Source organism: Lactiplantibacillus daoliensis, assembly GCF_005405005.1.
Lineage (GTDB): Bacteria > Bacillota > Bacilli > Lactobacillales > Lactobacillaceae > Lactiplantibacillus > Lactiplantibacillus daoliensis.
In genome coordinates this window covers 206,923-232,624 of the sequence record NZ_BJDH01000001.1, presented here as the reverse complement: position 1 = coordinate 232,624, position 25,702 = coordinate 206,923, and the positions used below count along the sequence as shown (strand labels likewise).

At 44.3% G+C, this 25,702-nt stretch carries 25 protein-coding genes; 15 read left to right on the top strand and 10 right to left on the bottom strand.

Going from position 1 to position 25,702, the window contains the following annotated elements; all coding sequences use genetic code 11:
* Window positions 1-509 precede the first annotated feature (509 nt).
* The 4 genes from FFM64_RS01150 to FFM64_RS01135 are packed head-to-tail and all read left to right on the top strand — an operon-like array spanning window position 510 to window position 3,414.
* Window positions 510-1,250, top strand: a complete 741-nt coding sequence (locus tag FFM64_RS01150; protein WP_137606374.1) for an amino acid ABC transporter ATP-binding protein — start codon at window positions 510-512, stop codon at window positions 1,248-1,250.
* Between the two features lie 20 nt (window positions 1,251-1,270).
* The gene (locus FFM64_RS01145; RefSeq protein WP_137606161.1) at window positions 1,271-2,107 is read left to right on the top strand and encodes a glutamate ABC transporter substrate-binding protein; all 837 of its coding nucleotides are present in this window, start codon (window positions 1,271-1,273) and stop codon (window positions 2,105-2,107) included.
* Window positions 2,107-2,745 carry an amino acid ABC transporter permease gene (locus FFM64_RS01140; protein ID WP_137606160.1) on the top strand — a complete coding sequence of 213 codons (639 nt, stop codon included), beginning with the start codon at window positions 2,107-2,109 and terminating at the stop codon, window positions 2,743-2,745. Before FFM64_RS01145 ends, FFM64_RS01140 begins: the two co-directional genes overlap by 1 nt.
* A gap of 15 nt (window positions 2,746-2,760) precedes the next feature.
* Entirely contained in the window at window positions 2,761-3,414 is a 654-nt protein-coding gene (locus FFM64_RS01135; protein ID WP_137606159.1) for an amino acid ABC transporter permease, read from the top strand.
* Window positions 3,415-3,981: 567 nt separating this feature from the next.
* Here the strand turns inward: FFM64_RS01135 and FFM64_RS01130 are convergent.
* From FFM64_RS01130 to FFM64_RS01115, 4 genes are read right to left on the bottom strand one after another with little or no spacing between them, the layout of a single operon-like run.
* Window positions 3,982-4,713 (bottom strand): energy-coupling factor ABC transporter ATP-binding protein, encoded by a 732-nt coding sequence (locus FFM64_RS01130; protein WP_137606158.1) that lies wholly within the window; start codon window positions 4,711-4,713, stop codon window positions 3,982-3,984.
* Window positions 4,700-5,530 carry an energy-coupling factor transporter transmembrane component T gene (locus FFM64_RS01125; protein WP_137606157.1) on the bottom strand — a complete coding sequence of 277 codons (831 nt, stop codon included), beginning with the start codon at window positions 5,528-5,530 and terminating at the stop codon, window positions 4,700-4,702. Before FFM64_RS01125 ends, FFM64_RS01130 begins: the two co-directional genes overlap by 14 nt.
* Entirely contained in the window at window positions 5,508-6,491 is a 984-nt protein-coding gene (gene cbiM / locus FFM64_RS01120) for a cobalt transporter CbiM (protein WP_137606156.1), read from the bottom strand. Before cbiM ends, FFM64_RS01125 begins: the two co-directional genes overlap by 23 nt.
* A 14-nt stretch (window positions 6,492-6,505) precedes the next feature.
* A complete protein-coding gene (locus FFM64_RS01115) occupies window positions 6,506-7,171 on the bottom strand; it encodes a Crp/Fnr family transcriptional regulator (protein ID WP_137606155.1) in 666 nt (221 codons plus the stop codon).
* Window positions 7,172-7,415: 244 nt separating this feature from the next.
* On the opposite strand from FFM64_RS01115, the gene larA reads away from it, so the two are divergent.
* From larA to FFM64_RS01075, 8 genes are all read left to right on the top strand, one after another.
* Window positions 7,416-8,690, top strand: a complete 1,275-nt coding sequence (gene larA, locus FFM64_RS01110) for a nickel-dependent lactate racemase (RefSeq protein ID WP_137606154.1) — start codon at window positions 7,416-7,418, stop codon at window positions 8,688-8,690.
* On the top strand, window positions 8,690-9,430 hold the full coding sequence (gene larB / locus FFM64_RS01105) for a nickel pincer cofactor biosynthesis protein LarB (RefSeq protein WP_137606153.1): 741 nt from the start codon (window positions 8,690-8,692) through the stop codon (window positions 9,428-9,430). Before larA ends, larB begins: the two co-directional genes overlap by 1 nt.
* A 17-nt stretch (window positions 9,431-9,447) precedes the next feature.
* The gene (larC, locus tag FFM64_RS12440; RefSeq protein WP_137606152.1) at window positions 9,448-10,245 is read left to right on the top strand and encodes a nickel pincer cofactor biosynthesis protein LarC; all 798 of its coding nucleotides are present in this window, start codon (window positions 9,448-9,450) and stop codon (window positions 10,243-10,245) included.
* A gap of 38 nt (window positions 10,246-10,283) precedes the next feature.
* The gene (gene larC2 / locus FFM64_RS12435) at window positions 10,284-10,715 is read left to right on the top strand and encodes a nickel pincer cofactor biosynthesis protein LarC2 (protein ID WP_137606373.1); all 432 of its coding nucleotides are present in this window, start codon (window positions 10,284-10,286) and stop codon (window positions 10,713-10,715) included.
* Window positions 10,716-10,718: 3 nt separating this feature from the next.
* Window positions 10,719-11,435 carry a D/L-lactic acid transporter LarD gene (gene larD, locus FFM64_RS01090; RefSeq protein WP_137606151.1) on the top strand — a complete coding sequence of 239 codons (717 nt, stop codon included), beginning with the start codon at window positions 10,719-10,721 and terminating at the stop codon, window positions 11,433-11,435.
* A gap of 87 nt (window positions 11,436-11,522) precedes the next feature.
* Complete coding sequence (larE, locus tag FFM64_RS01085; RefSeq protein WP_137606150.1) at window positions 11,523-12,353, top strand: ATP-dependent sacrificial sulfur transferase LarE; 831 nt, start codon at window positions 11,523-11,525, stop codon at window positions 12,351-12,353.
* 167 nt (window positions 12,354-12,520) lie between these two features.
* On the top strand, window positions 12,521-14,200 hold the full coding sequence (locus tag FFM64_RS01080; RefSeq protein ID WP_137606149.1) for an aryl-sulfate sulfotransferase: 1,680 nt from the start codon (window positions 12,521-12,523) through the stop codon (window positions 14,198-14,200).
* A 117-nt stretch (window positions 14,201-14,317) separates the two neighbouring features.
* The gene (locus tag FFM64_RS01075) at window positions 14,318-15,079 is read left to right on the top strand and encodes a formate/nitrite transporter family protein (protein ID WP_137606148.1); all 762 of its coding nucleotides are present in this window, start codon (window positions 14,318-14,320) and stop codon (window positions 15,077-15,079) included.
* Window positions 15,080-15,123: 44 nt separating this feature from the next.
* On the opposite strand, the gene FFM64_RS01070 is transcribed toward FFM64_RS01075, so the two are convergent.
* A complete protein-coding gene (locus FFM64_RS01070) occupies window positions 15,124-16,449 on the bottom strand; it encodes an APC family permease (RefSeq protein ID WP_137606147.1) in 1,326 nt (441 codons plus the stop codon).
* Window positions 16,450-16,736: 287 nt separating this feature from the next.
* Between FFM64_RS01070 and FFM64_RS01065 the strand changes: the two genes are divergently transcribed.
* Window positions 16,737-17,618, top strand: coding sequence for a TSUP family transporter (locus FFM64_RS01065; RefSeq protein ID WP_137606146.1), 882 nt, complete (start codon window positions 16,737-16,739; stop codon window positions 17,616-17,618).
* A gap of 797 nt (window positions 17,619-18,415) precedes the next feature.
* On the opposite strand, the gene FFM64_RS01060 is transcribed toward FFM64_RS01065, so the two are convergent.
* The 4 genes from FFM64_RS01060 to hflX all read right to left on the bottom strand — a co-directional run bounded on the left by FFM64_RS01060 (window position 18,416) and on the right by hflX (window position 24,024).
* Window positions 18,416-20,071, bottom strand: coding sequence for an ABC transporter permease (locus FFM64_RS01060; RefSeq protein WP_137606145.1), 1,656 nt, complete (start codon window positions 20,069-20,071; stop codon window positions 18,416-18,418).
* Window positions 20,064-21,077, bottom strand: coding sequence for an extracellular solute-binding protein (locus FFM64_RS01055; RefSeq protein WP_137606144.1), 1,014 nt, complete (start codon window positions 21,075-21,077; stop codon window positions 20,064-20,066). The genes FFM64_RS01060 and FFM64_RS01055 overlap by 8 nt, the downstream gene beginning before the upstream one ends.
* Window positions 21,078-21,091: 14 nt before the next feature.
* Window positions 21,092-22,045, bottom strand: coding sequence for an ABC transporter ATP-binding protein (locus FFM64_RS01050; RefSeq protein WP_137606143.1), 954 nt, complete (start codon window positions 22,043-22,045; stop codon window positions 21,092-21,094).
* 692 nt (window positions 22,046-22,737) lie between these two features.
* Window positions 22,738-24,024 carry a GTPase HflX gene (gene hflX / locus FFM64_RS01045; RefSeq protein WP_137606142.1) on the bottom strand — a complete coding sequence of 429 codons (1,287 nt, stop codon included), beginning with the start codon at window positions 24,022-24,024 and terminating at the stop codon, window positions 22,738-22,740.
* 88 nt (window positions 24,025-24,112) lie between these two features.
* Between hflX and FFM64_RS01040 the strand changes: the two genes are divergently transcribed.
* Together FFM64_RS01040 and FFM64_RS01035 are read left to right on the top strand one after the other, a co-directional pair.
* A complete protein-coding gene (locus tag FFM64_RS01040; protein WP_137606141.1) occupies window positions 24,113-24,550 on the top strand; it encodes an NUDIX hydrolase in 438 nt (145 codons plus the stop codon).
* Between the two features lie 140 nt (window positions 24,551-24,690).
* Window positions 24,691-25,005 (top strand): DMT family transporter, encoded by a 315-nt coding sequence (locus FFM64_RS01035; RefSeq protein ID WP_137606140.1) that lies wholly within the window; start codon window positions 24,691-24,693, stop codon window positions 25,003-25,005.
* 36 nt (window positions 25,006-25,041) lie between these two features.
* On the opposite strand, the gene FFM64_RS01030 is transcribed toward FFM64_RS01035, so the two are convergent.
* The gene (locus FFM64_RS01030) at window positions 25,042-25,698 is read right to left on the bottom strand and encodes a histidine phosphatase family protein (RefSeq protein ID WP_137606139.1); all 657 of its coding nucleotides are present in this window, start codon (window positions 25,696-25,698) and stop codon (window positions 25,042-25,044) included.
* Window positions 25,699-25,702 lie beyond the last annotated feature (4 nt).

Genomic DNA, 25,702 nt, shown 5'->3' with positions numbered 1-25,702 from the left:
GCCATGTTGGTAACAGACGACTAACAGGATTGGTCCTGAAAAGATCATCAATGTGCCCTGAATCAACATCTTGAGACTGGCGGTGATCAAATTATCTGATGCGCCATTATGAGCCGTTTGATGACGTTTATCACATCACCTCTGAGAGGACTAACTGGTTGAATACTGTTCAATTTGAGTAAGGCAGGTTTCAAAACAGTTAAATATTTCCAATAAAAAATTTTTTGAACCGCAAAACCGAATATTAATCCGGTGATTAGCCTGACTTGTTCAATAATCACGAATAATTCACATTATTTTCGGTCAAATTAGCCTAAAAATACGACAAGAAGACCCACAATTTTGTTGATTACGGCCAATATTTGCTTGTTTTTTGACAGATTTACTAATTATGTATTAAACTATTTAAATAGCATTAACGAAGAATAAGGATTTATTAACAAAAAGATTAATGCGATTAAATAAAAATGTCAGGTAAATGTCTGGCAAAAGAAAGCGATGGTGACGCCATGTCAATGATCGAATTTCATAACGTGGAAAAGTATTACGGAGAATTCCACGCCCTAAAAAATATTAATTTAACAATTAACGAAGGCGAAAAAGTGGTTTTGATTGGACCGTCTGGTTCCGGTAAAAGTACTTTGATTCGGACCGTTAATGGTTTGGAACGCGTTCAATCGGGTCAGTTATTAGTCACGGGTTTTGATTTAGCCGATAAAAAGACTGATATGAATAAGATTCGTAAAAATGTCGGCATGGTGTTCCAGCACTTTAACCTCTATGCGAATAAGACTGTCTTAGAAAATATCATGATTGCACCACGGTTAGTTTTAAAACGACCAGAAGCTGAAAATAAAAAGTTGGCGATGGATTTGCTAGACAGTGTTGGGTTAGCAGATAAGGCCGGCAATTTGCCGAGTCAACTCTCTGGTGGTCAATCGCAACGAATTGCCATTGCACGGTCATTAGCAATGAAGCCAAAATGTTTGTTATTTGACGAACCAACCTCCGCACTAGATCCCGAAATGATCGATGACGTGTTAAACGTGATGAAGAATGTTGCTGAGGATTCCAGTATGACGATGCTGGTCGTTACCCATGAAATGGGTTTTGCCCGTGAAGTTGCTGACCGAGTAATCTTCATGGCAGATGGCGAGATCTTAGAGGATGACCGTAAGGAACAATTCTTTGATGGTGAACCAACTAATGAACGAGCGCGTCAATTCTTGAGCAAAATTATCACACACTAGTCAGCCGGGGAGGGTCGTCTATGAAAAAGTTTACACGATATCTCGTGGTCATTGGCATGTTAGGCCTGCTGACAGTATTTTTAACCGCCTGTGGCTCACGAAAATCATTATCACAACAAGACGTGTTAACCAATGATCGCGCCAGCAACACGATTACCTGGGGTGTCAAAGCCGACACCAAGTTATTCGGGTTGATGGACGTGAAGGATAATACGATTAAAGGTTTCGATGCGGACATCGCAACTGCGATTACTAAGAAGATTTTAGGCAAGAACGGTAAGGCTAAATTTGTGCAAGTCACGAGTCAAACACGAATTCCATTGCTGAAGAATGGAAATATCGATGCAATTATTGCAACGATGACCATTACGCCAGAACGCGAAAAGCAAGTTGATTTTTCAAAGTCCTATTTTGATGCTGGTCAATCCTTATTAGTCAAAAAGGGTAGCTCAATCAAGTCAGTTCAAGACTTGAATAAAACTGGTACCAAGGTAATCGGTGTCACGGGGGCCAACTCAGTTGCGAACATTAAAAAGTTCGCACCGAAAGCGAAAGTGCTTGAATTATCGGATTATGCGCAGGCCATGACGGCATTGAAATCTGGTCAAGGGGTCGCTTTAACAACTGATAATGGGATTTTATATGGGATGGCCTCACAAAATCCAGGTTACGAAGTTGTTGGGGGAACCTTCACCAAGGAACCGTATGGGATTGCCATCAATAAGGGCCAAGCACCATTCAAAAAGGAAGTTAATCAAGCATTAATAGAAATTGAAGCTGATGGCACGTATAACCGCATCTTAAAGAAGTGGTTTGGTAATGTCGCTGGCTTTGACTATAAGGAGGCGTCGCGCTAATGTGGTATATTCTAACGCACTACTGGTCAGAGTTGATTCAGGGGCTCGGCTATACCTTACTGTCTAGTCTGATTGCACTGGTCTTCAGTACGATTATTGGGACGATGTTTGCGATCTTTGAAGTCTTACCAAATCGGGCAATGCGGATTATCGGTCGAATTTATATCGAGTTGTTCCGAAACATTCCGTTGCTAGTCATTGCGATGTTCTTCTATGTCATCATTCCGATGTACGTTGCTAAAATTGATGGCTTCACCGCGGGAACGATTGGGTTGACCATCTACACGTCGTCTTTCATTGCTGAAACAGTTCGGGCCGGGATTCAATCTGTTGATACTGGTCAGATGGAAGGCGCGCGGTCGAATGGGTTAACCTATTGGCAAGCGATGCAGCATATTGTGTTGCCACAAGCGTTTAAGATCGTGATTCCACCGTTGGGTAACCAATTCATCAACTTGGTTAAAAACTCATCCGTGCTGGCGTTCGTTGCTGGTTTTGATCTGATGTATCAAGGTAATTCGATTGCATCATTATCATTGGATACCATCAATAGTTATATGGTCGTGGGGGTCTTTTATTTGATCATCACGTTACCATTAAGTTATTACATGCGGCACTTAGAAAAACGGTTAGCTTAAAGGAGGTGGCCAAATATGCAAAATTTTATTGATGCTTATTCTTGGGTTAATATTCTATTCTTACTCGATGGCCTCTGGGTGACCGTTGAAGTGTCGTTAATCTCGATTATTGCGAGTTTTATTATTGGCTCAATTTTAGGAGTATTGCGGTACGTTAAAATTAAATATCTGTCCGCGATTGTTGGTTTTGTAGTGGACATTGTCCGTAATTTACCATTAATCTTGATTATTTTCTTCACGTATTTCGGTTTGCCACACCTTGGTTTTAAACCCGGAATCTTGTTTGCGGCGATGCTTGCAATGACAATTTTTGAATCGGCAATGTTAGCAGAAATCGTTCGTTCAGGGATTTTAGCCGTTGACTATGGTCAAATGGAAGGCGCTAGAGCCAACGGGATGACCTATGTGCAAGCGTTGTGGCACATTGTCTTTCCACAAGCGATTAAGAAGACGATTCCGACCATTGTGAGCCAATTTATTTCACTGATTAAGGATACGTCTTTGGCAACGATCATTGTGCTACCGGAGTTATTAAACCATGCCCAAATCATTTACGGCCAAAATTCAGCGTTCATCATTCCGATGTTCTTGATGGTCGCATTGATGTACTTCGTGATCTGCTATGCGTTATCCGTGTTATCTCGAATCCTAGATAAGAAATTAGCTTAAAAACTATGAAAGTATCAAAAAAACAAGTCCTACCAGTAATCGGTTACGTCCAAGCTCAGCGCTCCGTCAGTTAAAATCGGTGTGCTGTGGGGGACGGTGCCAGCCGAAGTGCGTTCTAGTGCCTCAATTCAAAGCCGGAAAAACACGTCTTTGAACTGCCCCGTAAGATTAGTCAGCCAAGAACGCCGACTAATCTTACCGACACTGCATACCGATTTTGACTGACTCCGCTAAGTGTAAATAACAGATTGATAAAAAAGAATTACTGGTTAACTGGAGGGTGTGCTGATAGCATCGAACGTGAAGGTGGCGTTTGACCGGCGTTCTTTTAGCCGGCCTTACACCACACGGATGGTTCGGGAGATTTGCGGTCTTAGCAAAGTTTCCGGGCGAGGTTCAAGACGTTTCTGAGGCTTGGACTGGTCCCTCGTCCGCATGTTATCGGCAACAACCGGAAGCGGCAGTAATCGGGTATTTCCTCTGGCCTACGTAGCGTAACAGGCTATTCCAGCTTTCAATTAAAAGCAAAAAATCGTCCTGATCAATAATTGATCGGGACGATTTTTATTATAAGGTTAGTAATTCCGCTTGTTGCTCTGGCTGAGTAGCCAATTCCGCAGCAGTGAGATCTGCTTGAATTTGATGATCAGCGTTGAAGATAACGAACCGTGGTTCAACGGCTTGAACCTGTTTAAAATTGTGGCTTGCCATAATAATTGTTTTACCGGCAGCCTGTAATGTTTGCAGCAAGGTCAACATTTGTTGTTGTGCGGCAATTGTTAAGCCGTTCAGCGGTTCGTCTAAAAGTAAGACGGTCGGATTTAAGGCGAGGACGCTTGCTAAAGCAACGCGCTTTTTTTCGCCACCAGATAACTGATAAGGCACGCGGTCACGGAGTTCTGAACTATGCGTTAACTCCAGACAATCCGTGACGCGTTGGGCAATTTCAGCTTCTGGTAAGCCCAGTTGACGAGGCCCAAAGGCAACTTCGTCTGCGACAGAAGTGTTAAAAAGTTGTACATCCGTATTTTGAAAGACCAGGCCAATCTGCTGATGTAGCCGTTGACGGTCTTGTGGATCAGCTAAATAAGCCGCTGTAATCGCTTGATCATCAAACTGGTAGTCGCCTTGGCTGGCGGTTTCGAGGCCGCTTAAGATGCGCAACAGCGTTGATTTACCGGAACCATTGGGCCCCATTAAGCAAATGAAGTCACCGGTATTGATCTCAAGGTTGAGGTGGTCTAAGCCACAAGTATTTGGATAATCATAACTAATATTGGTTAATTTAATTAATGCCATAAGTTCTCCCAAAAATAAACACAGCGACTAAAACTAAGTAAGGGGTCAAGGTTAACATATCATGCCAACGATTAGTGGTTGCCGGTTGATTGACATAATGGCCATTAAAACCTCGTGCTTCCATGGCAGCGTACAGTTCTAGTGCATATGCGTGACTCTTTAGAAAGAGATTACCAAAGAGGGTACCAATCAAGCGGTAAGGATGTTTGGCTGGCGCAACCATCCGCATATCTAGCGCCATCATTGTTTGCAGCAGATAATGACCCAGCATTCGTAAGTAGGTGATGGCGATGGCCAGCGTCATGATAAATATATTGGGACAGTGTAAGGTTTTTAAACCTGATAAGAGTTCTTGAAAAGTTGTGGTTAATCGATAATATTGTGTACTGGCTAAGATTAAGCCGGTTTTAAAGCCAAATAACAAAACCGTGGCGGGTCCAACGAGCCAATAGCTAGGTAATACCACGAGCAGCGCAATCAATGTACTCAACAACCAACTACGACTGAAGCGGCGTAGTTGGGAGGGAGATAGCTGGAGAAGGTGTCCTGCAAGTAACAACCCCAGAACCCAGAGCCAACCTGTATTGTTGGTTAAAGCAATCAATAGGATCAAAATACCTAAGCGAAGCAAACTAATTGAGGGACTGAGTTGCCATCGCTTTGATTGAACTGCGGGTAATGGTTGTGATAGCCGAGCCAACAAATGTTGTAAATGTTGTTGGTTATGCGCCAAAAAATTATGACGTTGTGGCTGACTGGTCAGCTGATTAGGTTGTTCGAGCCAAGTCGGTAAATTATTTGGTTGTTTGGTTGTCATGTTGTAGCCCCCGCATTAAAAGCAAGAAGATCAAAACTGCCGTAATCGCCGATAAAATGTAACCGACACTAATTGGTAAATTACCAATCGTATAGTCTTGGAAGAGAGCCTTGAAATGTAATCCTTGCACCATGCCTTGTGGTGCTTGTTGGCTAATATGTTGTTCGGCTAAGCGTTGTTTAAGTTCAGCGGGACTCCATTCGCCCCAAGCCGTATTGCTGGCAAGTAGTCCGAGTGGTGACAGCACGACCAGGCCACCTAATAAGTATGCCCATGGGCGCCGTGACCGTTGCGGGGTGACTTGATAGAGGTTAGTCGGCGCAACTTTGTGGACGAATTGATACACCAGTACGGTGAAGATTGCTTCTACCCAGCCAGCCACTAGCAGGTGGGCGGCTAACATGGCTGGAACAGTCACGTTTAAGCCGTAAGGACAGTATAAAGGCGCGCCGCTGGCGGTGTGCGCTAGTAAAGGTTGTAAGCCAAGTTCGATACCAGCGACTAACGCGGCCACATTAATGCCTAAATAGGCGCCAATGAATAAGCCGACTTTAGGATGTTTGAATTTAACGCCGACGCGGTAGCAGGCATAACCAACCATCGGCATAATTACCGCCATGTTGAAGGCATTCGCACCAAAGGCCAAGATGCCACCATCACCGAATAATAATGCCTGTAGCAACACGGTCACGGTCAGCGCCAGAACCGCCGCCCACGGCCCAATTAGAACCGCTAGTAGGGTCCCACCCACGGCATGGGCAGTTGTCCCACCTGGAATTGGCAAGTTAAACATCATGATTAAGAAAGCTAATGAAGCGGCAATACCGAGCATCGGTAACGTCTCTCGTTTTTCTTTAATTTGCGCTTTGACTTTGATGACAGCAACGGTCCAGACGGGGGCCACGGCTAAAACTAGTGTGCCACAAGTTGCAGGACTTAAATAATTATCCGGGATATGCACGGATGAGCACCTCTCTAATTTGCGATTTGATCTAAGAGGTAACTGAGGTCTTGAATAATGAATTTATGATTCTTCACCGAGATAACACCATCGGCACGGAGTTCAGATAACATCCGGTTCACACTGCTCCGAGAACTAATGCCACAAAAACCAGCAATATCATCATTGGTTACCACGAAATCAATCAGCAGGCCTTCCGGTGTCTTGCGGCCAAAGAGATCCACTAAACTATAAATAAAAGCACAAATTGCTCCTTTTTTACCATTCATCACCATTCGTTGCAGGCGAGAAATATTTTCGGATAACTTTTTTCGATAGTAGTTTTTGACATAATTTTGCAATTCATCGGTACTGTTAACATATTTCCAAAAATCTACTCGGTTAATCTGGTAGAACGTTGCATAATCTGATTCGATCCGTACGTTGAACGGTTGATCCGTCGAACGGGATACTTCATCTCGCAGTAAGGAGATGACATCAGGTTTGGCAATGTAGGATAAGTTAAATTCACGACCGTCTTGCAAAATGATACTGTTCTTGATGACGCCGTCTTTTAGCACGTAAGTATAGTGTTCTGCGAGACCATGATAGGTCAAGTAGGTATGGCGTTTTTTGCGAATCTTGGGAACATTATGAACTTCCAAATAACTCAATAAATATTCAATATCAGTTAAAACCATCTTAGGTCAGTTCTTTCATTAGTAAATTTGGGTGTCAAGTGACGGTAAATTTTTAGTTGTCATTCACGGGCCAAATTACTTTAGAAAAGCATACTAATCTTTTGTAATGATGACTACCGCATTTAAAGTATACATTTGTTAATCGTTTTTGAAAACTTTAAATGTAACAGACAACGATTAATAGGACGTGTATAACAATTGACATGCGCAAAAAATCATTTTTTGAAAGAGGATGCCCATAAACATGGTTAAAATTAATTTACCATATGATAAAAAGACCATTACTGTTGAAATACCGGATGAAAACTTCGCTGGTAAGCTTGTTTCCGAAGCAGCAACATATCATAACAAGTTGTCAGAAGAAGAAACGGTGGAGAAATCATTAGATAATCCCATCGGTTCTGACTCATTAGAAGCGCTCGCCAAGGGTAAGAAAAATATCGTCATTATTAGTTCTGACCATACACGTCCTGTCCCATCACATATCATTACACCAATCTTATTACGTCGCTTGCGTTCTGTTGCGCCAGACGCTCGTATTCGTATCTTGGTTGCGACTGGTTTCCATCGCCCTTCAACTCATGAAGAGTTAGTTAACAAATATGGTGCGGATATCGTTGCTAATGAAGAGATCGTCATGCATGTGTCTACTGATGATGACGCCATGGTTAAAATTGGCCAGTTACCTTCGGGTGGTGATTGCATTATTAATAAAGTCGCTGCGGATGCCGATTTATTAATTTCAGAAGGCTTTATTGAATCGCATTTCTTTGCCGGTTTCTCTGGTGGTCGTAAATCCGTTTTACCTGGGGTTGCCTCATATAAGACAATCATGGCGAACCATTCTGGTGAATTCATTAATTCACCAAAGGCCCGGACTGGGAACCTAATGCATAATCCAATTCATAAAGATATGGTTTATGCTGCTCGGACCGCTAAATTGGCCTTTATTTTGAATGTTGTTTTAGACGAAGATAAGAAAATTATCGGGTCATTTGCTGGTGATATGGAAGCTGCTCATAAGGTAGGCTGTGACTTTGTCAAAGACTTGTCCAGTGTTCCCGGTGTAGATTGTGATATTGCCATTTCAACCAATGGTGGTTACCCACTTGATCAAAACATTTATCAAGCTGTTAAAGGGATGACCGCCGCCGAAGCAACCAACAAAGAAGGCGGCACGATCGTCATGGTTGCTGGTGCACGTGATGGTCATGGTGGTGAAGGCTTCTTCCATAACTTAGCAGATGTTGATGATCCAAAAGAATTTTTGGATCAAGCAATTAATACGCCACGGTTAAAAACGATTCCAGACCAATGGACTGCCCAAATTTTTGCACGGATTCTTGTGCATCATCATGTGATCTTTGTGTCAGATTTAGTTGATCCAGACTTAATTACTGGGATGCATATGGAATTGGCAACTTCGATCGAAGAAGCGATGGCTAAAGCCTATGCCCGTGAAGGCAAGGATGCCAAGGTCACGGTTGTGCCAGATGGTTTAGGAGTTATCGTTAAATAATGAAAACGACACTGGAAATTTTACAAGCGGTCGCTGCTGGACAACTCAGTCCGGCCACGGCAACCAAACAATTGGCTGGAAATCAAGTCGCTGATTTGGGTTTTGCATCGGTGGACTTGGACCGTCAACGTCGTAACGGCTTCCCAGAAGTTGTCTATGGCGCCGGAAAAACAGCCGCTCAGATCACTGGCATTATTCAAGCTATGACGGCGCAAACTGAACCAATCTTGACGACGCGATTGACCGCTGAAAAATTTGCAGTGATCAAGCCGGAGCTGCCACAGGCGGTTTATCATGAAACGGCGCAGTGTATGACAGTTGGGACCATTCCGACACCTAAGCGCGATGACTATATTGCCATTGTGACGGCTGGGACGTCGGATATGCCGATTGCCGAAGAAGCCGCAATTACTGCTGAAACGTTCGGCAATCGGGTTGAGCGAGTCTACGATGTAGGCGTTGCGGGTATTCAGCGGTTATTTGCCCGACTAGATGTGATTCGCCAAGCGAAGGTTGTGATTGTCATTGCTGGGATGGAAGGGGCCTTAGCTAGTGTCGTTGGTGGCTTGATCGACAAACCACTGATTGCAGTGCCAACGAGTATTGGCTACGGAACTAATTTTCAAGGCATGACGGCATTGCTGACGATGCTAAATAGTTGTGCGTCAGGAATTACGGTTGTGAATATTGATAATGGCTTTGGCGCGGCCTATTCCGCTAGTATGATTAATCAATTGTAGAGGAGTACGAATTAAAAATGAGAACACTTTATTTGGACGCCTTTTCCGGCATTAGCGGCGATATGTTTCTGGGCGCTATGTTAGATTTGGGCCTCGATTTCGACGCGTTAAAACAAGAACTTGAAAAGTTGCACGTCAAAGGCTATCAGTTGACTCAAGAACGCTTGGCAAAAAGTAGTATTTACGGGACCAGCTTCGATGTTGAAGTTGACGGTGGTAAAGACCACGGTTTTGTTGAAACTCATCATCACGCTGGTCACACAGTAGATGCCGGGCATCATCACCATGATGCCCGCCACTTGAATGACATCTTGGCACTGATTGATGCTAGCGACTTATCACCAGTCGTAATTGCGCACGCTAAAGCGATTTTTACTGAAATTGCGCAAGCAGAAGCCACTGTTCATCAAATGCCACTGGCCGAAGTTCATTTTCATGAAGTCGGGGCATTGGATTCAATCGTGGACATCGTGGGTTGTTGTGTGGCATTGGAACTGATGAAGATTGATCAGTTGATTGCGTCACCGTTAACAGATGGTTCAGGTTTCATTAATGTGGCGCATGGGCAAATGCCGGTCCCCGTGCCTGCTGTGATGCAGATGCGAGTGGGCAGTAAGGTGCCAATCAATCAACGCTTGGACATTCATACCGAATTAATCACCCCAACTGGGATGGGCTTGGTGAAGACCTTGGTTTCAGAATTTGGACCACTTCCAGCCGATGCGACCCCAGTCAAGATTGGTTATGGCTTTGGTAAACGTGATACCGGTGGGTTTAATGCCTTGCGAGCAGTGCTTTTTGAAAAAAAAAACTAAGCAAGCAAGTTATTACGCAGACTAAAGATGCCGTCTTGTTGATCGAAGCAAATCTAGACGATCAGACAGGTGAAGGCTTAGGCTATGTCATGGCTCAGTTGTTAGACGCTGGTGCATTTGACGTTTACTTTACGCCGATTCAAATGAAGAAAAATCGTCCCGCCACCAAATTGTCTGTTCTGGGTGACCCTCAGGCGCGAGAGTCACTGACTAAGATTATTTTGGTTGAGACGAGTACCGTTGGGGTTCGTTATCAAACTTGGCAACGGACCATTATGCGGCGCCACTTTATTGAGGTGCAAACGACTTTTGGTGCGGTGCAGCTTAAAGTTGCAACCTACGACGATATTGAGAAAAAAACGCCGGAGTATGCCGATTGTGTTCGGTTAGCCAAGCAAAGTCAGGTTCCATTTATGACCGTTTATCAGGCGGCTTTAGCCGCCGCTGACCAAGCAGATAAGGAGTGCTGAGTTTTGTTACATCAATTAATTGCAGAATTTATGGGCACGGCCCTCATGATTATCTTTGGGGTCGGAGTTCATTGTAGTACGGTGCTAAAAGGCACCAAGTATCGTGGCTCTGGTCACATTTTCGCAATTACGACTTGGGGATTTGGGATCACCATTTCGTTATTTATCTTTGGAAATGTGTCAATTAATCCGGCCATGGTTTTAGCACAATGTCTGTTGGGAAATATTCCTTGGACAGCGTTTGTGCCATATTCAATCGCGGAAGTTTTAGGTGGGGTGGCAGGATCAGTCATCGTTTGGATCATGTATGCCGATCATTTCAAGGCTTCGGCTGGCGAGATTTCACCAATTACGATTCGTAATTTATTCAGTACGTCACCAGCAATTCGTAATTTACCACGGAACTTTTTTGTAGAATGTTTTGATACATTTATTTTTATTGCTGGTATTTTAGCAATTTCGACTGTTAAGACGCCAGGGGTCGTTCCAATTGGTGTTGGGTTACTTGTTTGGGCAATCGGGATGGGACTCGGTGGTCCAACTGGATTCGCGATGAACTTAGCGCGAGACATGGGACCAAGAATTGCCCACGCAATTTTACCAATTGCGAATAAAGCGGATAACGATTGGCAATATGGAATTTTAGTTCCAGGGATTGCGCCATTCTTAGGCGCCGCATTAGCTGCATGGTTCATGCATGGCTTTTTCGGCATTAGTTAAGACGGCAAATACCGGGAACGATTGAATTGATTAGTTTTAAAAGTTACTTTTGGAATCAAACAAATAAATTAGAAGAGGGTCATTATAATGACAGGATTAGCAACGAAAAAAGCAACATTGATGGATTCATTAAAAGAATTAAAGAAGGTTACAGTTGCCTTCTCTGGTGGGATTGATAGTACCTTAGTTTTGAAGATGGCTTTGGAAACTTTAGGTCGCGACAATGTGACTGCTGTGGTTGCCAACTCTGAATTATTCACTGACGAAGAATTCGACAAGGCCGTTAGTTTAGCCGAAGAATTAGGTGCTAATGTTAAGACAACTACTTTGGATTATCTTAGCGAAACTCATATCGAACACAACACGCCAGACAGCTGGTACTATGCTAAAAAGATGTTCTACGATCGTTTGAACGAAATGGCAGCTGCTGATGGTAGCAACGCCGTTTTAGATGGCTTGATCAAGAACGATGAACAAGATTACCGTCCAGGGATGAAAGCTCGGACTGAAGCTGGTGCACGGAGTTTGTTACAAGAAGCTGACTTCTACAAGGTTGATGTACGGGCCTTATCACAAAAATTAGGCTTAACTAACTGGAACAAAGTTGCTTCATGTTCAGTTGCCTCACGCTTCCCATACGGGACTACTTTGACTCATGAGAACATTGCTCAAGTTATGGCCGCTGAAAGTTACTTACGTAGTCTTGGTTTCCCAACGGTTCGGGTTCGTTTCCACGAAGACATTGCACGGATCGAATTACCAGAAGCTCGCATTGGTGATTTCTTGGTCTTCAATGATCGCGTTAACCGTCAATTACAATCACTTGGTTTCCGTTATGTTACCTTAGATTTAGGCGGTTTCCGGAGTGGTCGGATGAACGACACCTTAACAAAGAAACAACTTGCAACTTTTGCCTAAGTAATTTTTGAAAAAAGTCTGAGATGAAAATCTCAGGCTTTTTTTGTCGTCTTGTAAAATTGTCAAATGCTGGTCATAACATTTTCATATCTGCGTTTTAAACTAGACTAGTTGGTTAGGTGAACGTATGAACGATCGGGGCAGTAATTAGTGACAGGAGTAATCAGATGACAAGTAAACGCAAGCAACTCATTTTAGCGGTACTCACGAGTATTGTGCTGATTGTCGGAGGCTTAACTTGGTTTCAAATTGAGCGTTCCTCAAAGGCAAGCGCGAACCAGGCCCCTTTAACTGAAGCACAGATTAAGAAAAATCTCGCGACCAAAAAGGTCAACACGCGGGCAACCCAGCAAAAGGCAGCTACCGTGACGTATCAAAAGGCCACCGCAAATTCTGCTTACACGTTGGCCAGACCATATGTGAAAGTAAATCCTTATGGCACTTCACCACTGACGGCATTGGTCATTTTTAAGACATCACAAGCGGCCAAAGTCAGCTATACTGTTGTTGGTAAGTCTGCCAAAACGAGTATCACGAATACGGTCAATGGTGGTTATCAGAAGACTCACCAAGTACCAGTCGTTGGGCTATACGCGAATACGACCAATACGGTGAAGCTGACGGTAACCTTGAAGAACGGCGAGGTTTTGAAAAAGACTTTGCAGTTGAAAACCGGTGCCTTACCGACATACGTTAAAAATGCCACAGTGACGGTATCTAAAGCGGATAAAACTAAAATGTCAATTGGCCAGAATAAGCTGACGATGATTGATCGAACGACGAAACAACCCTTTGCCATTGACGCTGACGGTAATGTTCGCTGGTACAGCACAAATTACTCACAACATACGATTGAACAGTGGACTGGCGGGCATTTCATGATGCTGACAAAGAAAAAACAGTCCTCCGATGTGTACAATGACTTGATCGAAACCGACTATCTGGGGCGCGTTTATCAAGAGTACACGTTTGGTAGTGGCGCCAGCAGTACGGATGGTGGCACGGAAACCACGGTCATTCATCATGATCTGATTGAGTTACCCAACCATAATTTATTGGCAACGGTGTCGGATGGGTCCAAGTACAAAGAAGATACGATGGTGGAAATTTCTCATCAAACCGGAAAAATTGTGAAAGTCATTGATTTGAAAAAGCTCTTACCGAAATCAATGTGGGCAGCGTACGAGAAGGGGGCTGATGGTAAAATCGATTGGTTCCATCAGAATTCGATCGAATATGACAAAAATGATAATAGCATTCTCATCTCTGGTCGGAACCAAGATATGATTATGAAGATTGATTACGCAACCAAGAAAATTAAATGGATCTATAGTGGCAAAAAGAAGTCGAGCTGGCCGAAAGCATACAGAAAGTATCTTTTAACCCCAACGAGTGGCACGACGATTACTGGTGGGCAACATGGGCTGACCTTACTCAATAACGGTAGTAGTTCTGCTAGCAGTGAGAATATCATGCTATATGATAATAATATTGCAGTGACGAATGGTGATAAGTCCACATCCGGTAAATATTCCCAGGCGGTGAAGTATCATATTGATACGACCAAAATGACAATTGACCAGACTTGGGCTTATGGAAAAGCGCTAGGTAAAGCGAACTTTACGAGTATCATTGGTTACGCGGAAGAACAGTCCAATGGCAATGTCTTGATTGACTTTGGCATGAAAAATAATGGTCAAGAAAGCAATCTGATTGAAGTTGACCAGGCGGGTAATCAGGTGTTCAATGCAACCATTAAGAATGCTTCCTCAAAGGCTTATGCCTATCGGGCTTATCGCATCGCCTTTTATAATAATAATTATCAATTTAATGCAAATAAAGACTAAAGTTCGGAAAATCGGTAATTAAGACAAAGCGATTACTGATTTTTTTAGGGTAATTGCTGAAAATGACGAACGATTCCGGTATAGTAGACTTATCAAAACAATATGGGGGTCTATCGGATGAGTAATCCAGAAGTAATTTTGCAAACTAGCATCGAAAAGGGCGTTGGCAAGGTCGAAAAAACGTGGTTAGCTAAGTGGCTGTTGGGATTTGTCGGTGGGGCGATGATCGCGTTGGGTTTCTTGGCTGATATTCGGGTCTCAGCTGCGATTCCAGCGAGTGGTGGGAGTACACTAATTGGTGCGAGCGTTTTTCCAATCGGTTTGATTGTCATTTTGCTAGCCGGTGGTGAACTCGTTACCGGAAATATGATGGCTGTCAGTACAGCAGCGTTTGCCAAACGGCTCAAATGGTCTGCATTCTGGCAAAATTTGGCAATTATCACGGTGGCTAATGTGATTGGCGCTGTGGCAGTCGCTTTTTTCTTCGGTCACTTCGTTGGCTTGACGCACACGGGTGTTTTTAAAACCGCGGTAATTACGATGGCGCAAGGGAAAATTCAACCTAACTTTTGGCAAAGCTTTGTTTCTGGCGTGGGCTGTAATTGGTTCGTTGGTCTCGCTGTTTGGTTATCATTTGGGGCTAAAGATGCCGCTGGCAAGATAATGGGAATCTGGTTTCCAATTATGATTTTCGTGGTGACTGGCTTTCAGCATAGTATTGCGAATGCGTTTCTGATTCCGGCAGCGATCTTTGAAGGTGGCGCGACTTGGGTACAATTTGGCATGAATTTATTGCCAGTGTATTTAGGCAATGTGATTGGTGGTGCCGTGCTGGTCGGCGCGCTGTATTATTATAGCTATCGGCAAGCTTTGAAATAAGGACGTAAAAAACGACTTCCAATTTGCGGAAGTCGTTTTTTAATTTAGTTAGCACGTCGTTGTTTGTAGTAGTAGACAGGAATGCCCAAAGCCACGATGACCAAGGATAGAATAACCCCTGGTAAGTCGGAACCGATTTCGCTGATAATTACGAAGAGTGCCCCGAGAATAGCAATTAAGGGCGTAATTGGGAAAGCCGGCGTCGAGAAGGGCCGCTTTTCACCACGGTGACGTTTCCGGAGTAAGAAGACCCCAATGAAAGTTGCAACATAGAAACAATAGACTGTAAAGATGCAGAGATCCGATAAACGGTCTGGATCAAAGAAGATAATCATAATGCTGGCATAGACTAGAATGAACAAGGTCGCCACAATGGGTTCGTGGGACTTGGGATTCAAGTAGCGTAGTTGTTTTGAAAATGGCAGTTGTTGACGCTCCGCCATGGCATAGATGATGCGTGGAAAAGTCATGATTTTTCCGTTTAAACAGCCGACCATTGAAATGATAATACCGATATTGAGTAGGCGACCACCAATTGTCCCAAAAGCGGCTTGGGCGAAATAGAGCGTCGTTTGCTGACCGAGTTTGTGAATCGTATCAGCGGGAATAAAATGGAGAATCCCATATGTAACAAGTGTGTAGGCAACTAAGACCAGTGAAATTCCTAAAATAATCGCACGTGGTAATAACTTTTGAGGTTCCTTGATCTCACCACCAAGATTGGCAACTAAAATCCAACCGTCATAGGCGAAGAGGGTGGCAAGCACTGCGACGCCGAAACTACCAGTTGACTGCTGCACGGTGTGTAAGGTTTGACCAAAAGCATTTTGGTCCCCGAAAAATAGCCCAAAAATGATAATTGCCGCAATGGGTAATAATTTACCAAGGGTCGTGGCAATTTGAAATGCTGCTCCCCAGCGATTTTCCACCATGTTCAGTAACCCGATTAGGACAATAACAGCGATCGAGAGCGGTGCTTGCCAACCGTTGCTAAGATGGAAGAAGCCAACGAGCAAAATGCCTAAATAAGCGGCAATTGAGGCAATAATGGCTGGCCCATAGACGGCAATTTGCATCCAACCAGATAGGAATCCCCAAATCTTGCCATAGATATTTTCCATGTAGACGTAGAGGCCACCGGTATGTGGCATTTGTGCGCCGACTTCGGCAATCGTTAAGCCGGCGGTGAGGGTAATAACCCCGCCAAGTAGCCAAGCTAATAGCGCATTGGTCGTAGAACCAGCACTATCTAAAACGGATGATTGTTTGAAAAAGATACCGGAGCCAATCACGGTCCCGACCACGAGCGATAAAGCAGACCAAAAGCCCAACGAACGGTTAAGCTTGGTCTCATTTTGTGCTGATTGCATGGACGTCCTCGCTTTCAAAGGTGCTAGTAATTTTTACTGTTTTTAGAATACCAGAGATTTCAGTGAGCCGCAATCGTGAAAGCCTTGTAAATTTGCTGATTTGCCGTTATTTACGAACATAAACGAAAAACTAATATTATAAAGTTCGACAAATATCGATTTTGAGCAATAACTAGCTTATGAAGTTCGTCTTTGATAAATATATTGATATTGTCAGAGTATCCCTTCTTTTGGCAGTCTTGGTCAAGACGGGTATAATGCTAACAGAATGAGAGAGAGGAACAGAGATGATTATTGCAATTGTGACGATCCTAACACTAAGTAGTGTGGGGTTATTTGTTTTGTTGGTGCGCGGGGCAAGACGACAACATTATCGGCCGACTGCGCGGCAATTTGGGATTGGCATGCTGATTGGTGGTGTAACTGATTTTCTGGATACGTTGGGAATCGGGAGTTTTGTAACCTCAACAGCCATTTTTCAGGCTACTCATTATTTGAAAGATGAACGGCAGCTCCCGGGGACCTTGAACACGATGCATGCGATTCCAACTGCATTTGAAGCTTTATTTTTTGTGACGGCGATTCAGGTTGATCCCTGGACATTAATTAGTTTAGTCGTTGCGGCCGCAATCGGCGCGGTACTTGGGAGCGAGTTCATGGTTAAACTTAATCAACAGCGTATTCAGCGGATTATGGCGGTTGCCTTAGTTGTGACGGCAATTTTGATGACTGCCAAGTTAGCCGGTTGGGTGAGCCTGTTAGGGGTGGCCAATCAGGCGACTAGTCTGCGAGGTTGGCCACTAGTCGTTGGAATTATTGGTAATTTTATTTTGGGGTTACTGATGGCAGCTGGCGTTGGGCTGTACGCCCCATGTATGGTGATGGTCTATTTCTTAGGGTTAACACCCATTGCTGCCTTTCCAATCATGATGTTATCCTGTGCGTTGTTGATGCCGAGTTCGGCAGTCAACTTTATTCGCCGTGACCGGGTTGCATATCGGGGCATCTTTGGCATAATTCTTGGCGGTATTCTTGGTGTTATTGTGGCGGCGATGTTTGTAAAGTCATTGTCGATGACAGCACTGAGCTGGCTCATCGTGGTGGTAAGTTTGTGGACGGCACAATCATTGTGGCGAGCCGCAATCAGACAGAAAAGTCTTTTAAATTAATAAGTCAAAGATTGACAATGGTGGGCAGGTTAGCAAGTTTTTTCAGCTGAAGACTAGTCAATTACTGTCGCTTCCGGTTGTTGCTGATAACATGCGGACGAGGGACCGGTTCGAGCCTTAGAAGCGTCTTGAACCTCGCCCGAAAGCTTTGCTAAAACCGCAAATCTCCCGGACCGTCCGCGGTGTAAGGCCGGCAAAAAGCGCCGTTCAAACGCCACCTGCACGTCCGCTGCTATCAGCAACAACTTCCAGCTAATCAGTAGTTTTTTGGGGGATAAATCCGTTAGTTACGTTTAGCGGAGTCAGTCAAAATCGGTGTGCAGTGTCGGTAAGATTAGTTGGCGTTCTGGGCTGACTAAGCTCGCGGGGCAATTCAAAGACGGGGGTTATCGGCTTTGAGTTGAGGCGCCAGACCGATCTTTGGCTGGCACCGTACCCCCACAGCACACCGATTTTGACTGACGGAGCGCTGAATTCGGGCAAGTCTACTTTAGACGTAAAGGTCACTGGTACTGCGACATTTGTGATGTTTTTGGGTCTTTCGACCTTTAGTTTTCAATCTTAGTTAATAATTCTTAGTTTAAGACAAAAAGGCCGCTGGCAATTAAGTCAGCGGTCTTTTTTAAGGTTGTATCATTATGGGATTTTTCAATAGGATCCACATGCTAAAACAACCAGGTCCCACAACCAGGTTCATCACGCCTGATTGCACTCTTAGTGTAATCGAACAGGGGTAACAATTGCAATAGGTAACGACAAGTTATGTCGCAATTTTAACAAAATATTGATATTTCAGCTTAGTGGTCCGTTTTTAGCTGTTTATCCAGCAGACTATTTGAAATTAGCAAGATAATGAAGGTAATCATCACGGTAATGACAGCGAGCGCCATGCCTTGCGACGCATCGCCTTGTTCGAAGGCCTGATAGATGAACGATGAAATGGTCGTCATTCCAGATGGTAATAACAAGAGTGCGACGACCAGTTCTCGACTGGTGGCGATGAACGACATGGCAAAACTATTGACGAGCGCCGGCATCAAGACTGGGATAATAATTTTGAAGATAATGCGGTTGGGACTCGTTTCAAAAATACGAGCACTATTGAGAAAATTATCATTAAATTCTTGTAGAGCAGTCGTCATATATTGGACCGTTGTGGGTAAAAATAGCATGATGTCCGCAATAATTAGAACCGAAATAGTCCCGTAAAGTTTCGTAAACGCTAATAGCTGTGAGAAAAAAATCATCAAGCTTAAGGCTAACACGACATTGGGGATAGCTAATGGTAAGGAACCCAATAAGTGAAAAATTTTCCGCAGGCTTTTTGGCAAACGTTTGGTTGTACTGGCGACACTGATTAAAGTCCCAATAATGAGGTTAGCGATACTGATGACGATTGCTAAGCCAAAGGTATTGACTAAGGCTTTGAAAGCCGGACTGTCAAAGCGCAACAGTGCCAAATAGTGTTCCGCCGTCCAGTTTCCTATCGTCAGGCCAGCGCTACGTTGTTTTAGTAGGGATTGGAAGATAATTGAAACGTATGGAATCCCAATCGCAACTAGCAATAAGGTACCAACGATTAAAGTTGCAGCCAACGTAACTGTCCAGCGGTGATTAATGACTGGATGTTGATTATGCGCCATCTGAATCTTAGGTTGTTTGAGTAACAGTTGTTGAGCGACCCAAGCAAATAACGCGAGGCTTAATAAAATCGTACCGGCTAGAACGCCGCCCTTGAAGTCCAGTGGCCATTGACTTAAATCTTTTTGAATCGTTGTCGTAAGGACCTCAAAGTGAATCGTCCGGCCAAAGGTTGCCGGGGTCCCGAATTCCGCTAAGGTCTTCGTAAATACTAATACCCACATGGCAAGATAGGGGACTAGCAGGATTGGCAAGGTTATCCGTGTAAGCGTCCGGATGCGCGAGACACCATGGACGAATGCGGCTTGGGTCCAACGCTGATTAAACTGTGCCAAGGCATTACGTAACAGCAAGTAGGCAAAAGGATATAGGTGCAAGCTCATGATTAAAATAATCCCAAAGGGCGAAAACAGACCTTTGAAATTTAGTGAGCTGCTAGGAAAAACTTGTGCCAAGAGCCCATGAGGTTGGAAAAAGTAGATCCAGCCCATGGCGTTGATATATGGTGGTGTCATAAATGGGACGAGTAATAGCCAATGTAACCACATATATTGGGCTAGCTTGGTTCGCGTCATGATAAAGGCGAGTGGGGTGGCAATCACGGTGGTGCCAATGATTGTCCCTAATCCCAACATTAAACTGTGCCCAAGACTAGTCAGAATGGTAGGCGTCGAAAGCCGGTGAATAAGTTCAGCTGGATGAGAACCTAACAGCGTCTGGCCAATTAATGCAACTAATGGTCCGGCAATAATCAAGGCCAATAGCAGGGCAAAGATTATGACTAATCCAGTCCAAGAACGATGCTTAGTCATGACCTAAGACCTGATTGAATTTTTTAATGTTAGCTTCCAAGGCCTTATTCGCATCGTTCCAGTTTACGGTGTAACTCTTAATTGGGGCGTTATTCAGTGGACTAGTCAGTTTATCAGCGGTCCCAGGAATCAAATAGCTCTTTTTAAGTTGCTTTTGAACGGTGTCTGAAAGCAAGTAATCGATAAACTGTTTAGCAGCGGCCGCATGCTTCGTAGATTTTAAGATCATTGCCGGTCGGGGATTAACCAACGTGCCACTCTTAGGATAGGTGAAGCCAATCTTTTCACCCTTCTTAATTGCGGCAATACTCATGTAATCCACCCCACCAACTACGGCCTTCTTTTGACCAGTGACGACGGCATCGAGGACTTCTTTATTGGCACCCCCGATTTCAGCGCCGTTTTGTTTCAATTGTTTGAGATAACTCTGACCGTGCTGCATTTGGTAGACGTTGATAAAGTCTAAGCTAGAACCAGAAGTTTTGGGATCTGGAATTGTGAGACTGTTTTTGTAGGTTTCTGTAGTTAAATCTGCCCAATCGGTTGGGGCTGTTTTAACTTCTTTGGTATTGTAAGTAATTCCGACGGCGGAGGCACTGTAGTTGAAGAGTTGGTGCTTGCTGTCTTTAAATTGGGCGTTCAACTGATCGACATTTTTAGCGTCATAAGTCAGCAGTTTTTTGTGAGTTTGTAAATCCACGCCGGCAGCCATGGAAGCAAGTACTAGAACATCGGCTTGGGGATTACTTTCTTCGGCTTTCAACTTGCTCAAAATCTTACCGGTCGTACCATCAAAGGTTTTAACTTTAATACCAGACTTTTTTTCAAACCCTTTGACGATTTTATCTGAAAGTGGTTTTGGACCAGCAGCGTAGACGGTTAATGTCTTGGTGTCACCTTGCTTGGCAGTCGTTGCTTGGCCGTGGGAATTGGCGAAATAGACGCCAGAACCTAAGGCTAATACGGCAAGTGCAGAGAGTGAGAGAACGATTTTTTTGTTTGGCATGGTTTAAATAACTCCTAATTAGTTAGAATGGCTTGAGGGTCGACAAAAATTTTTGTGGCTTGTGGCTGATAACCACGGTCGGTGTTGACGTGCCACTGTTGCTTGGGCAACTGGACAACGGTGTCAAAATGATTCCCAGCAAAAGTAGAACTGACGACCTGTCCGTCGAAAGTTTGCCAATTAGGCTGTGGGGTTAAACTCACGTGTTCTGGCCGAACGCCAGTGTGGTCGTCTAGATAGTTTAAAGGTCCAATGAAGTTAGCTGCAAACAGATTGACGGGTCGCTGATAGAGTTCAGTTGCCGTACCCGTTTGCACAATTTTGCCGTCCTTGATCAGAACCAGATGATCTGAAATTCGGAGCGCTTCGTTGCGATCATGGGTCACGAAGATGGCCGTCAGATGATTACGATGAATCAACTCACTGATCTCAAGTTGCAGAGACTCACGTAATTGTGGATCCAAGGCACTCAATGCTTCATCAAAGAGAATTAGCTTGGGCTGAACGGCGAGTGCGCGAGCTAACGAGACTCGCTGCTGTTGACCACCAGACAACTCGCCAGGGTAACGACTGCTAAAATCGACCAGCCCAACTTGAGCCAAGGCCCACTGCACGCGTTCGGCAATGGCTGATTTACTGAGCTTAGGTTCAAGTGCGAAGGCCACGTTTTTGAAGACGGTCATATGTGGCCAGAGGGCAAAGTCTTGGAAGACCATAGCTAAATCGCGCTTGGCCGGGGCCAAATTGACCTGTTGGGTCGCATCAAAAACGACGGTCTCATCAAATTTGATTTGACCAGCGGTTGGAACTTGCAAACCGGCGATCATATTGAGCAGGGTTGATTTACCCGAACCGGACGGCCCAATCAAGGTCGTGATCTGCTGATCTGGGAGAGTCAGATCCAGTTGGTCAATGACGGTCGTTTGTTCATAACTTTTCCGAATGTTGCTTAATTGTATTTGAACCACAAGCAGACTCCTTTGTTATTAATCTGCTCGTATTGTATCGAGATTTAGCGCCTTAAAAGTATATTTCTGGTAAACAAGGGGTAAAGATTATGTATTTTTTGCAAAAGGTTGCAAGTTGAAAATTGCTGTTCCGCACCACTATGTCAATAATCAGGCGGTGAAACTAGTAAATTACTACCGTTTCCGGTTGTTGCTGATAACATGCGGACGAGGGACCGGTTCAAGCTTCAGGAACGTCTTGAGCCTCGTCTGGAAGTCTTGTAAAAATCGCAAATCTTTCAGACCGTCCGTGGTGTAAGGCCGGCAAAGAACGCCGGTCAAACGCCACCTGCACGTCCGATGCTACCGGCAATAACCTCTAGCTAATCAGTACCTATTTTTTCACAAATTCGTTATTTACGCTTAGTGGAGTCAGTCAAAATTGGTGTGCAGTGTCAGTAAGATTAGTCGGCGTTCTTGGCTGGCTAATCTTACGGGGCAATTCAAAGACGTGTTTTATCGGCTTGGAATTGAGACGCCAGACCGTGCTGTGGCTGGCGACGTCCCCCACAGCACACCGATTTTGACTGACGGAGCGCTCAATTTGGGTGAATCTACTTTAGATGTGACGGTTACTGGTATTGCGATATTTGTGTGTGTGTTTGCAAAAAAAAGGCCCCAATTCGTTGGAATTGAGAGCCTTGATCGTTTAATTAGGCTGGGGTCACTTCGTAATGGGCATATCGTTGGGCATCCACCGCATTTAGTTCCACTTTAAGTTGGGTCCCATCTGCCAAGTAATCAGTCTTAAGAATGTTAGCATGATCATTCAAGTAGGCGACGACCTCACCATCGCTGAATGGAATCAACAATGTTGTCGTCACGTAATTTTTGAAGACTTTTTCTTTAATGATTTTCGTTAAAAGCTGTAAGGATTTTTCATCTTTGGCAGCGTAGATCAATTGGTCATCTTGCACATTTGGATAACTGGCTTCCGTTAAATCGGCTTTGTTATAAGCATAAATCATTGGCACATCATGCACGCCAATAGCTTTCAAAGTCGTTTCGGTCGTATCCATCATTTCTTTGTAATGTGGATCTGAGTAATCAATGACTTGAATCAACAAATCGGCGTTCGCGGCTTCGGACAAAGTGGAACGGAAGGCGTTGATCAAGTTATGTGGCAAGTTGCTAACGAAGCCGACGGTATCACTTAATAACAATTGTTTGTTATCAGGGAAGGTGAGTTGGCGGATGCTAGTATCCAAGGTGGCGAACAGCATATCCTTTTCGAAGACTTGCTTATCTTCACCTTTACCAAATAAGCGGACTAACCCGTTCATGGTGGTTGATTTACCTGCGTTGGTATAACCTACTAAGGCAACATTTGGTAAATCAGCTTTGTCCCGTTGCGCGCGACGAACTTCTTCATCTTTGTTGAGTTCCTTGAGCTCGTGTTTGGCGTGACTGATGCGATCTTGAATCGTTCGCCGGTTCAATTCAATCTGAGTTTCACCAGCACCACGGTTGGTATAGCCACCGCCACCACCAGCAGCGGCCCCAGCTTGTTGGTCCAGCCGGTTGGCCATACTGGTCCGTAAGCGTGGTAATTGATATTGCAGTTGGGCAATTTTAACTTGCAGTTTGGCTTCTTTACTCCGAGCGCGATTCCCAAAAATTTCGAGAATTAAGCCGGTCCGATCGATAATTTGCAGACCGGTTTCAGTTTCCAAGTTACGCACTTGGCTTGGGGTTAAGTCAGCGTTAACAATCATGATGTCGAGATCGTTAGCTTCACCCATCTCTTTGATTTCAACGACTTTTCCTTTACCAAAGTAGGTTGCGGGATTAGGCTTTTCTAGGCCCTGATCAATTCGTAAAGCGGCGTGCATGTTGTTGGCTTCAACTAAGGCTTCAAGTTCAGACATTGCGTAGTCATAGTTAGTCACAGTTTTGGACATGCCGGCAATAATGACATTTTGAACGCTTGGTTCGGACATTCAATCACTCCTGACGTGTTATAGTTAGGTTAAGTATAACATGTCTAATCAGATTATTAATGATTAGGGGATTAGGAAGGTGATAGCAATGGGCTATGTCTTAGATCTGCGCCAAAAAGTGGGACATCAGCCGCTAGTCGTTGCGGGTGCGGCAGTAATTGCGTGTAATGCTGCGGATGAAATCTTGTTGGTTAAGCGAACCGACAATCAGTTGTGGGGATTGCCAGCAGGATCAACCGAACCTGGCGAGACGGTCCAGCAAACCGCTCAGCGTGAATGTCGTGAAGAAACGGGGTTGACGGTTGGTGCGTTGGAACTGATTGATGTATTCAGTGGGCCACAGATGCACTATGTGTATCCGAATGGCGATGTCATTGATAGTGTGACAACCTTGTATCGAGGTCGGATCGTCGGTGGGACATTGAAGACCACAACCAACGAGACTAGTGCGGCACAATTCTTTGCCCGTGAGACGCTACCGTCAACGTTAACACCACTCACAAAATGGTTATTACGAGATCAGTAATCTTGACCGATTGGCTGAGATTTGCTATATTGAACTGAATTAATTAAACAGAACTGTCACCGGACAGCGTGTCGTTAACTTCCTTAGGTCATTGCGGAAGTTGACGGGGCGCTGTCTTTTTATTTTGAGGAGGAAAAAGTATGACATGGATTTATTTAGTGGTTGCAGGTATTTTTGAAGTGGTTTGGGCAACGATGATGAAGTTAAGCAATGGGTTTAGTCAGCTAGGCTATACGGCGGCGAACATTGTTGGCATGGTTCTGAGTTTCGGATTCTTAGCTTTGGCAACGAAACATTTACCGTTGAGTATTGCCTATCCCATCTGGACAGGAATTGGTGCAGTTGGGGCCATCTTAGTTGGGGTGATTATCTTTAAAGACCAGATTGCGCCAATCACTTGGGTATTTATTGCGATGTTAATCATTGGCATTATTGGGATTAAAGTCACGAGTTAAAAAAACTGCCACGCAAATTTGCGCAGCAGTTGATTGTTATTCAGCTAAATCTTCCGCATAACTCTGCACCTTGATTTGGTCACCATCGATGTCCAAACGGGTCACACTACCATTTTTTGGCCCTCGCGAAATGTCAAATTCAGGGCCAAAGCGCGACACAATACTACGAATCGTCGTGCCATGAGTGGCAACGAGCACTTTTTCGTGGTTGTCATGATGGGCTTTCAAATAATCAAAGCCCTGATTAACGCGTTCCCAATAGGTTTGATTGTCTTCAGCTTCATGAAAAGGGTCAATTTCATGCATTAAATCCTTGGTCGTTTCAATTGAAACACGGTCGAGTAATTCATGGAGACTAGTTACGCCGTAATCTTTACCGACTAACGACCAAGTTCGACTGGAATCGTCACCTTCATAGTAACCGTAGAATTCTTCGCGGAAACTTGGTAACGTGGTTAGTACGCCGGTGGCTTTACCCGCTGCCGATTGAATGAGCTTGGCGGTATCCATCGCCCGTTTAGAATCACTAGAGTAGTAGTGGGCAAAGTCAACGTTGGCTAAGGCTTTGCCGACCTGTTTAGCGGTGTTTTTACCCTGGTCAGTTAATGGTGAGTCTGACCAGCCCTGCATGCGATTGAATAAATTGAAATAAGTCTGGCCATGCCGGACGAGATAGATTGAAAGTTGAGACATGTTA

Excerpts from the sequence above, each read along its gene's own strand:
- FFM64_RS01115 (WP_137606155.1), bottom strand. The coding sequence starts at position 7,171 with ATGGTTTTAACTGATATTGAATATTTATTGAGTTATTTGGAAGTTCAT.
- FFM64_RS01135 (WP_137606159.1), top strand. The coding sequence starts at position 2,761 with ATGCAAAATTTTATTGATGCTTATTCTTGGGTTAATATTCTATTCTTA.
- larE (WP_137606150.1), top strand. The coding sequence starts at position 11,523 with ATGACAGGATTAGCAACGAAAAAAGCAACATTGATGGATTCATTAAAA.
- FFM64_RS01140 (WP_137606160.1), top strand. The coding sequence starts at position 2,107 with ATGTGGTATATTCTAACGCACTACTGGTCAGAGTTGATTCAGGGGCTC.
- larA (WP_137606154.1), top strand. The coding sequence starts at position 7,416 with ATGGTTAAAATTAATTTACCATATGATAAAAAGACCATTACTGTTGAA.
- larC (WP_137606152.1), top strand. The coding sequence starts at position 9,448 with ATGAGAACACTTTATTTGGACGCCTTTTCCGGCATTAGCGGCGATATG.
- FFM64_RS01030 (WP_137606139.1), bottom strand. The coding sequence starts at position 25,698 with ATGTCTCAACTTTCAATCTATCTCGTCCGGCATGGCCAGACTTATTTC.
- FFM64_RS01035 (WP_137606140.1), top strand. The coding sequence starts at position 24,691 with ATGACATGGATTTATTTAGTGGTTGCAGGTATTTTTGAAGTGGTTTGG.
- hflX (WP_137606142.1), bottom strand. The coding sequence starts at position 24,024 with ATGTCCGAACCAAGCGTTCAAAATGTCATTATTGCCGGCATGTCCAAA.
- FFM64_RS01145 (WP_137606161.1), top strand. The coding sequence starts at position 1,271 with ATGAAAAAGTTTACACGATATCTCGTGGTCATTGGCATGTTAGGCCTG.
- FFM64_RS01060 (WP_137606145.1), bottom strand. The coding sequence starts at position 20,071 with ATGACTAAGCATCGTTCTTGGACTGGATTAGTCATAATCTTTGCCCTG.
- FFM64_RS01150 (WP_137606374.1), top strand. The coding sequence starts at position 510 with ATGTCAATGATCGAATTTCATAACGTGGAAAAGTATTACGGAGAATTC.
- FFM64_RS01065 (WP_137606146.1), top strand. The coding sequence starts at position 16,737 with ATGATTATTGCAATTGTGACGATCCTAACACTAAGTAGTGTGGGGTTA.
- FFM64_RS01040 (WP_137606141.1), top strand. The coding sequence starts at position 24,113 with ATGGGCTATGTCTTAGATCTGCGCCAAAAAGTGGGACATCAGCCGCTA.
- FFM64_RS01125 (WP_137606157.1), bottom strand. The coding sequence starts at position 5,530 with ATGACAACCAAACAACCAAATAATTTACCGACTTGGCTCGAACAACCT.
- larB (WP_137606153.1), top strand. The coding sequence starts at position 8,690 with ATGAAAACGACACTGGAAATTTTACAAGCGGTCGCTGCTGGACAACTC.
- FFM64_RS01055 (WP_137606144.1), bottom strand. The coding sequence starts at position 21,077 with ATGCCAAACAAAAAAATCGTTCTCTCACTCTCTGCACTTGCCGTATTA.
- FFM64_RS01080 (WP_137606149.1), top strand. The coding sequence starts at position 12,521 with ATGACAAGTAAACGCAAGCAACTCATTTTAGCGGTACTCACGAGTATT.
- FFM64_RS01130 (WP_137606158.1), bottom strand. The coding sequence starts at position 4,713 with ATGGCATTAATTAAATTAACCAATATTAGTTATGATTATCCAAATACT.
- FFM64_RS01075 (WP_137606148.1), top strand. The coding sequence starts at position 14,318 with ATGAGTAATCCAGAAGTAATTTTGCAAACTAGCATCGAAAAGGGCGTT.
- FFM64_RS01070 (WP_137606147.1), bottom strand. The coding sequence starts at position 16,449 with ATGCAATCAGCACAAAATGAGACCAAGCTTAACCGTTCGTTGGGCTTT.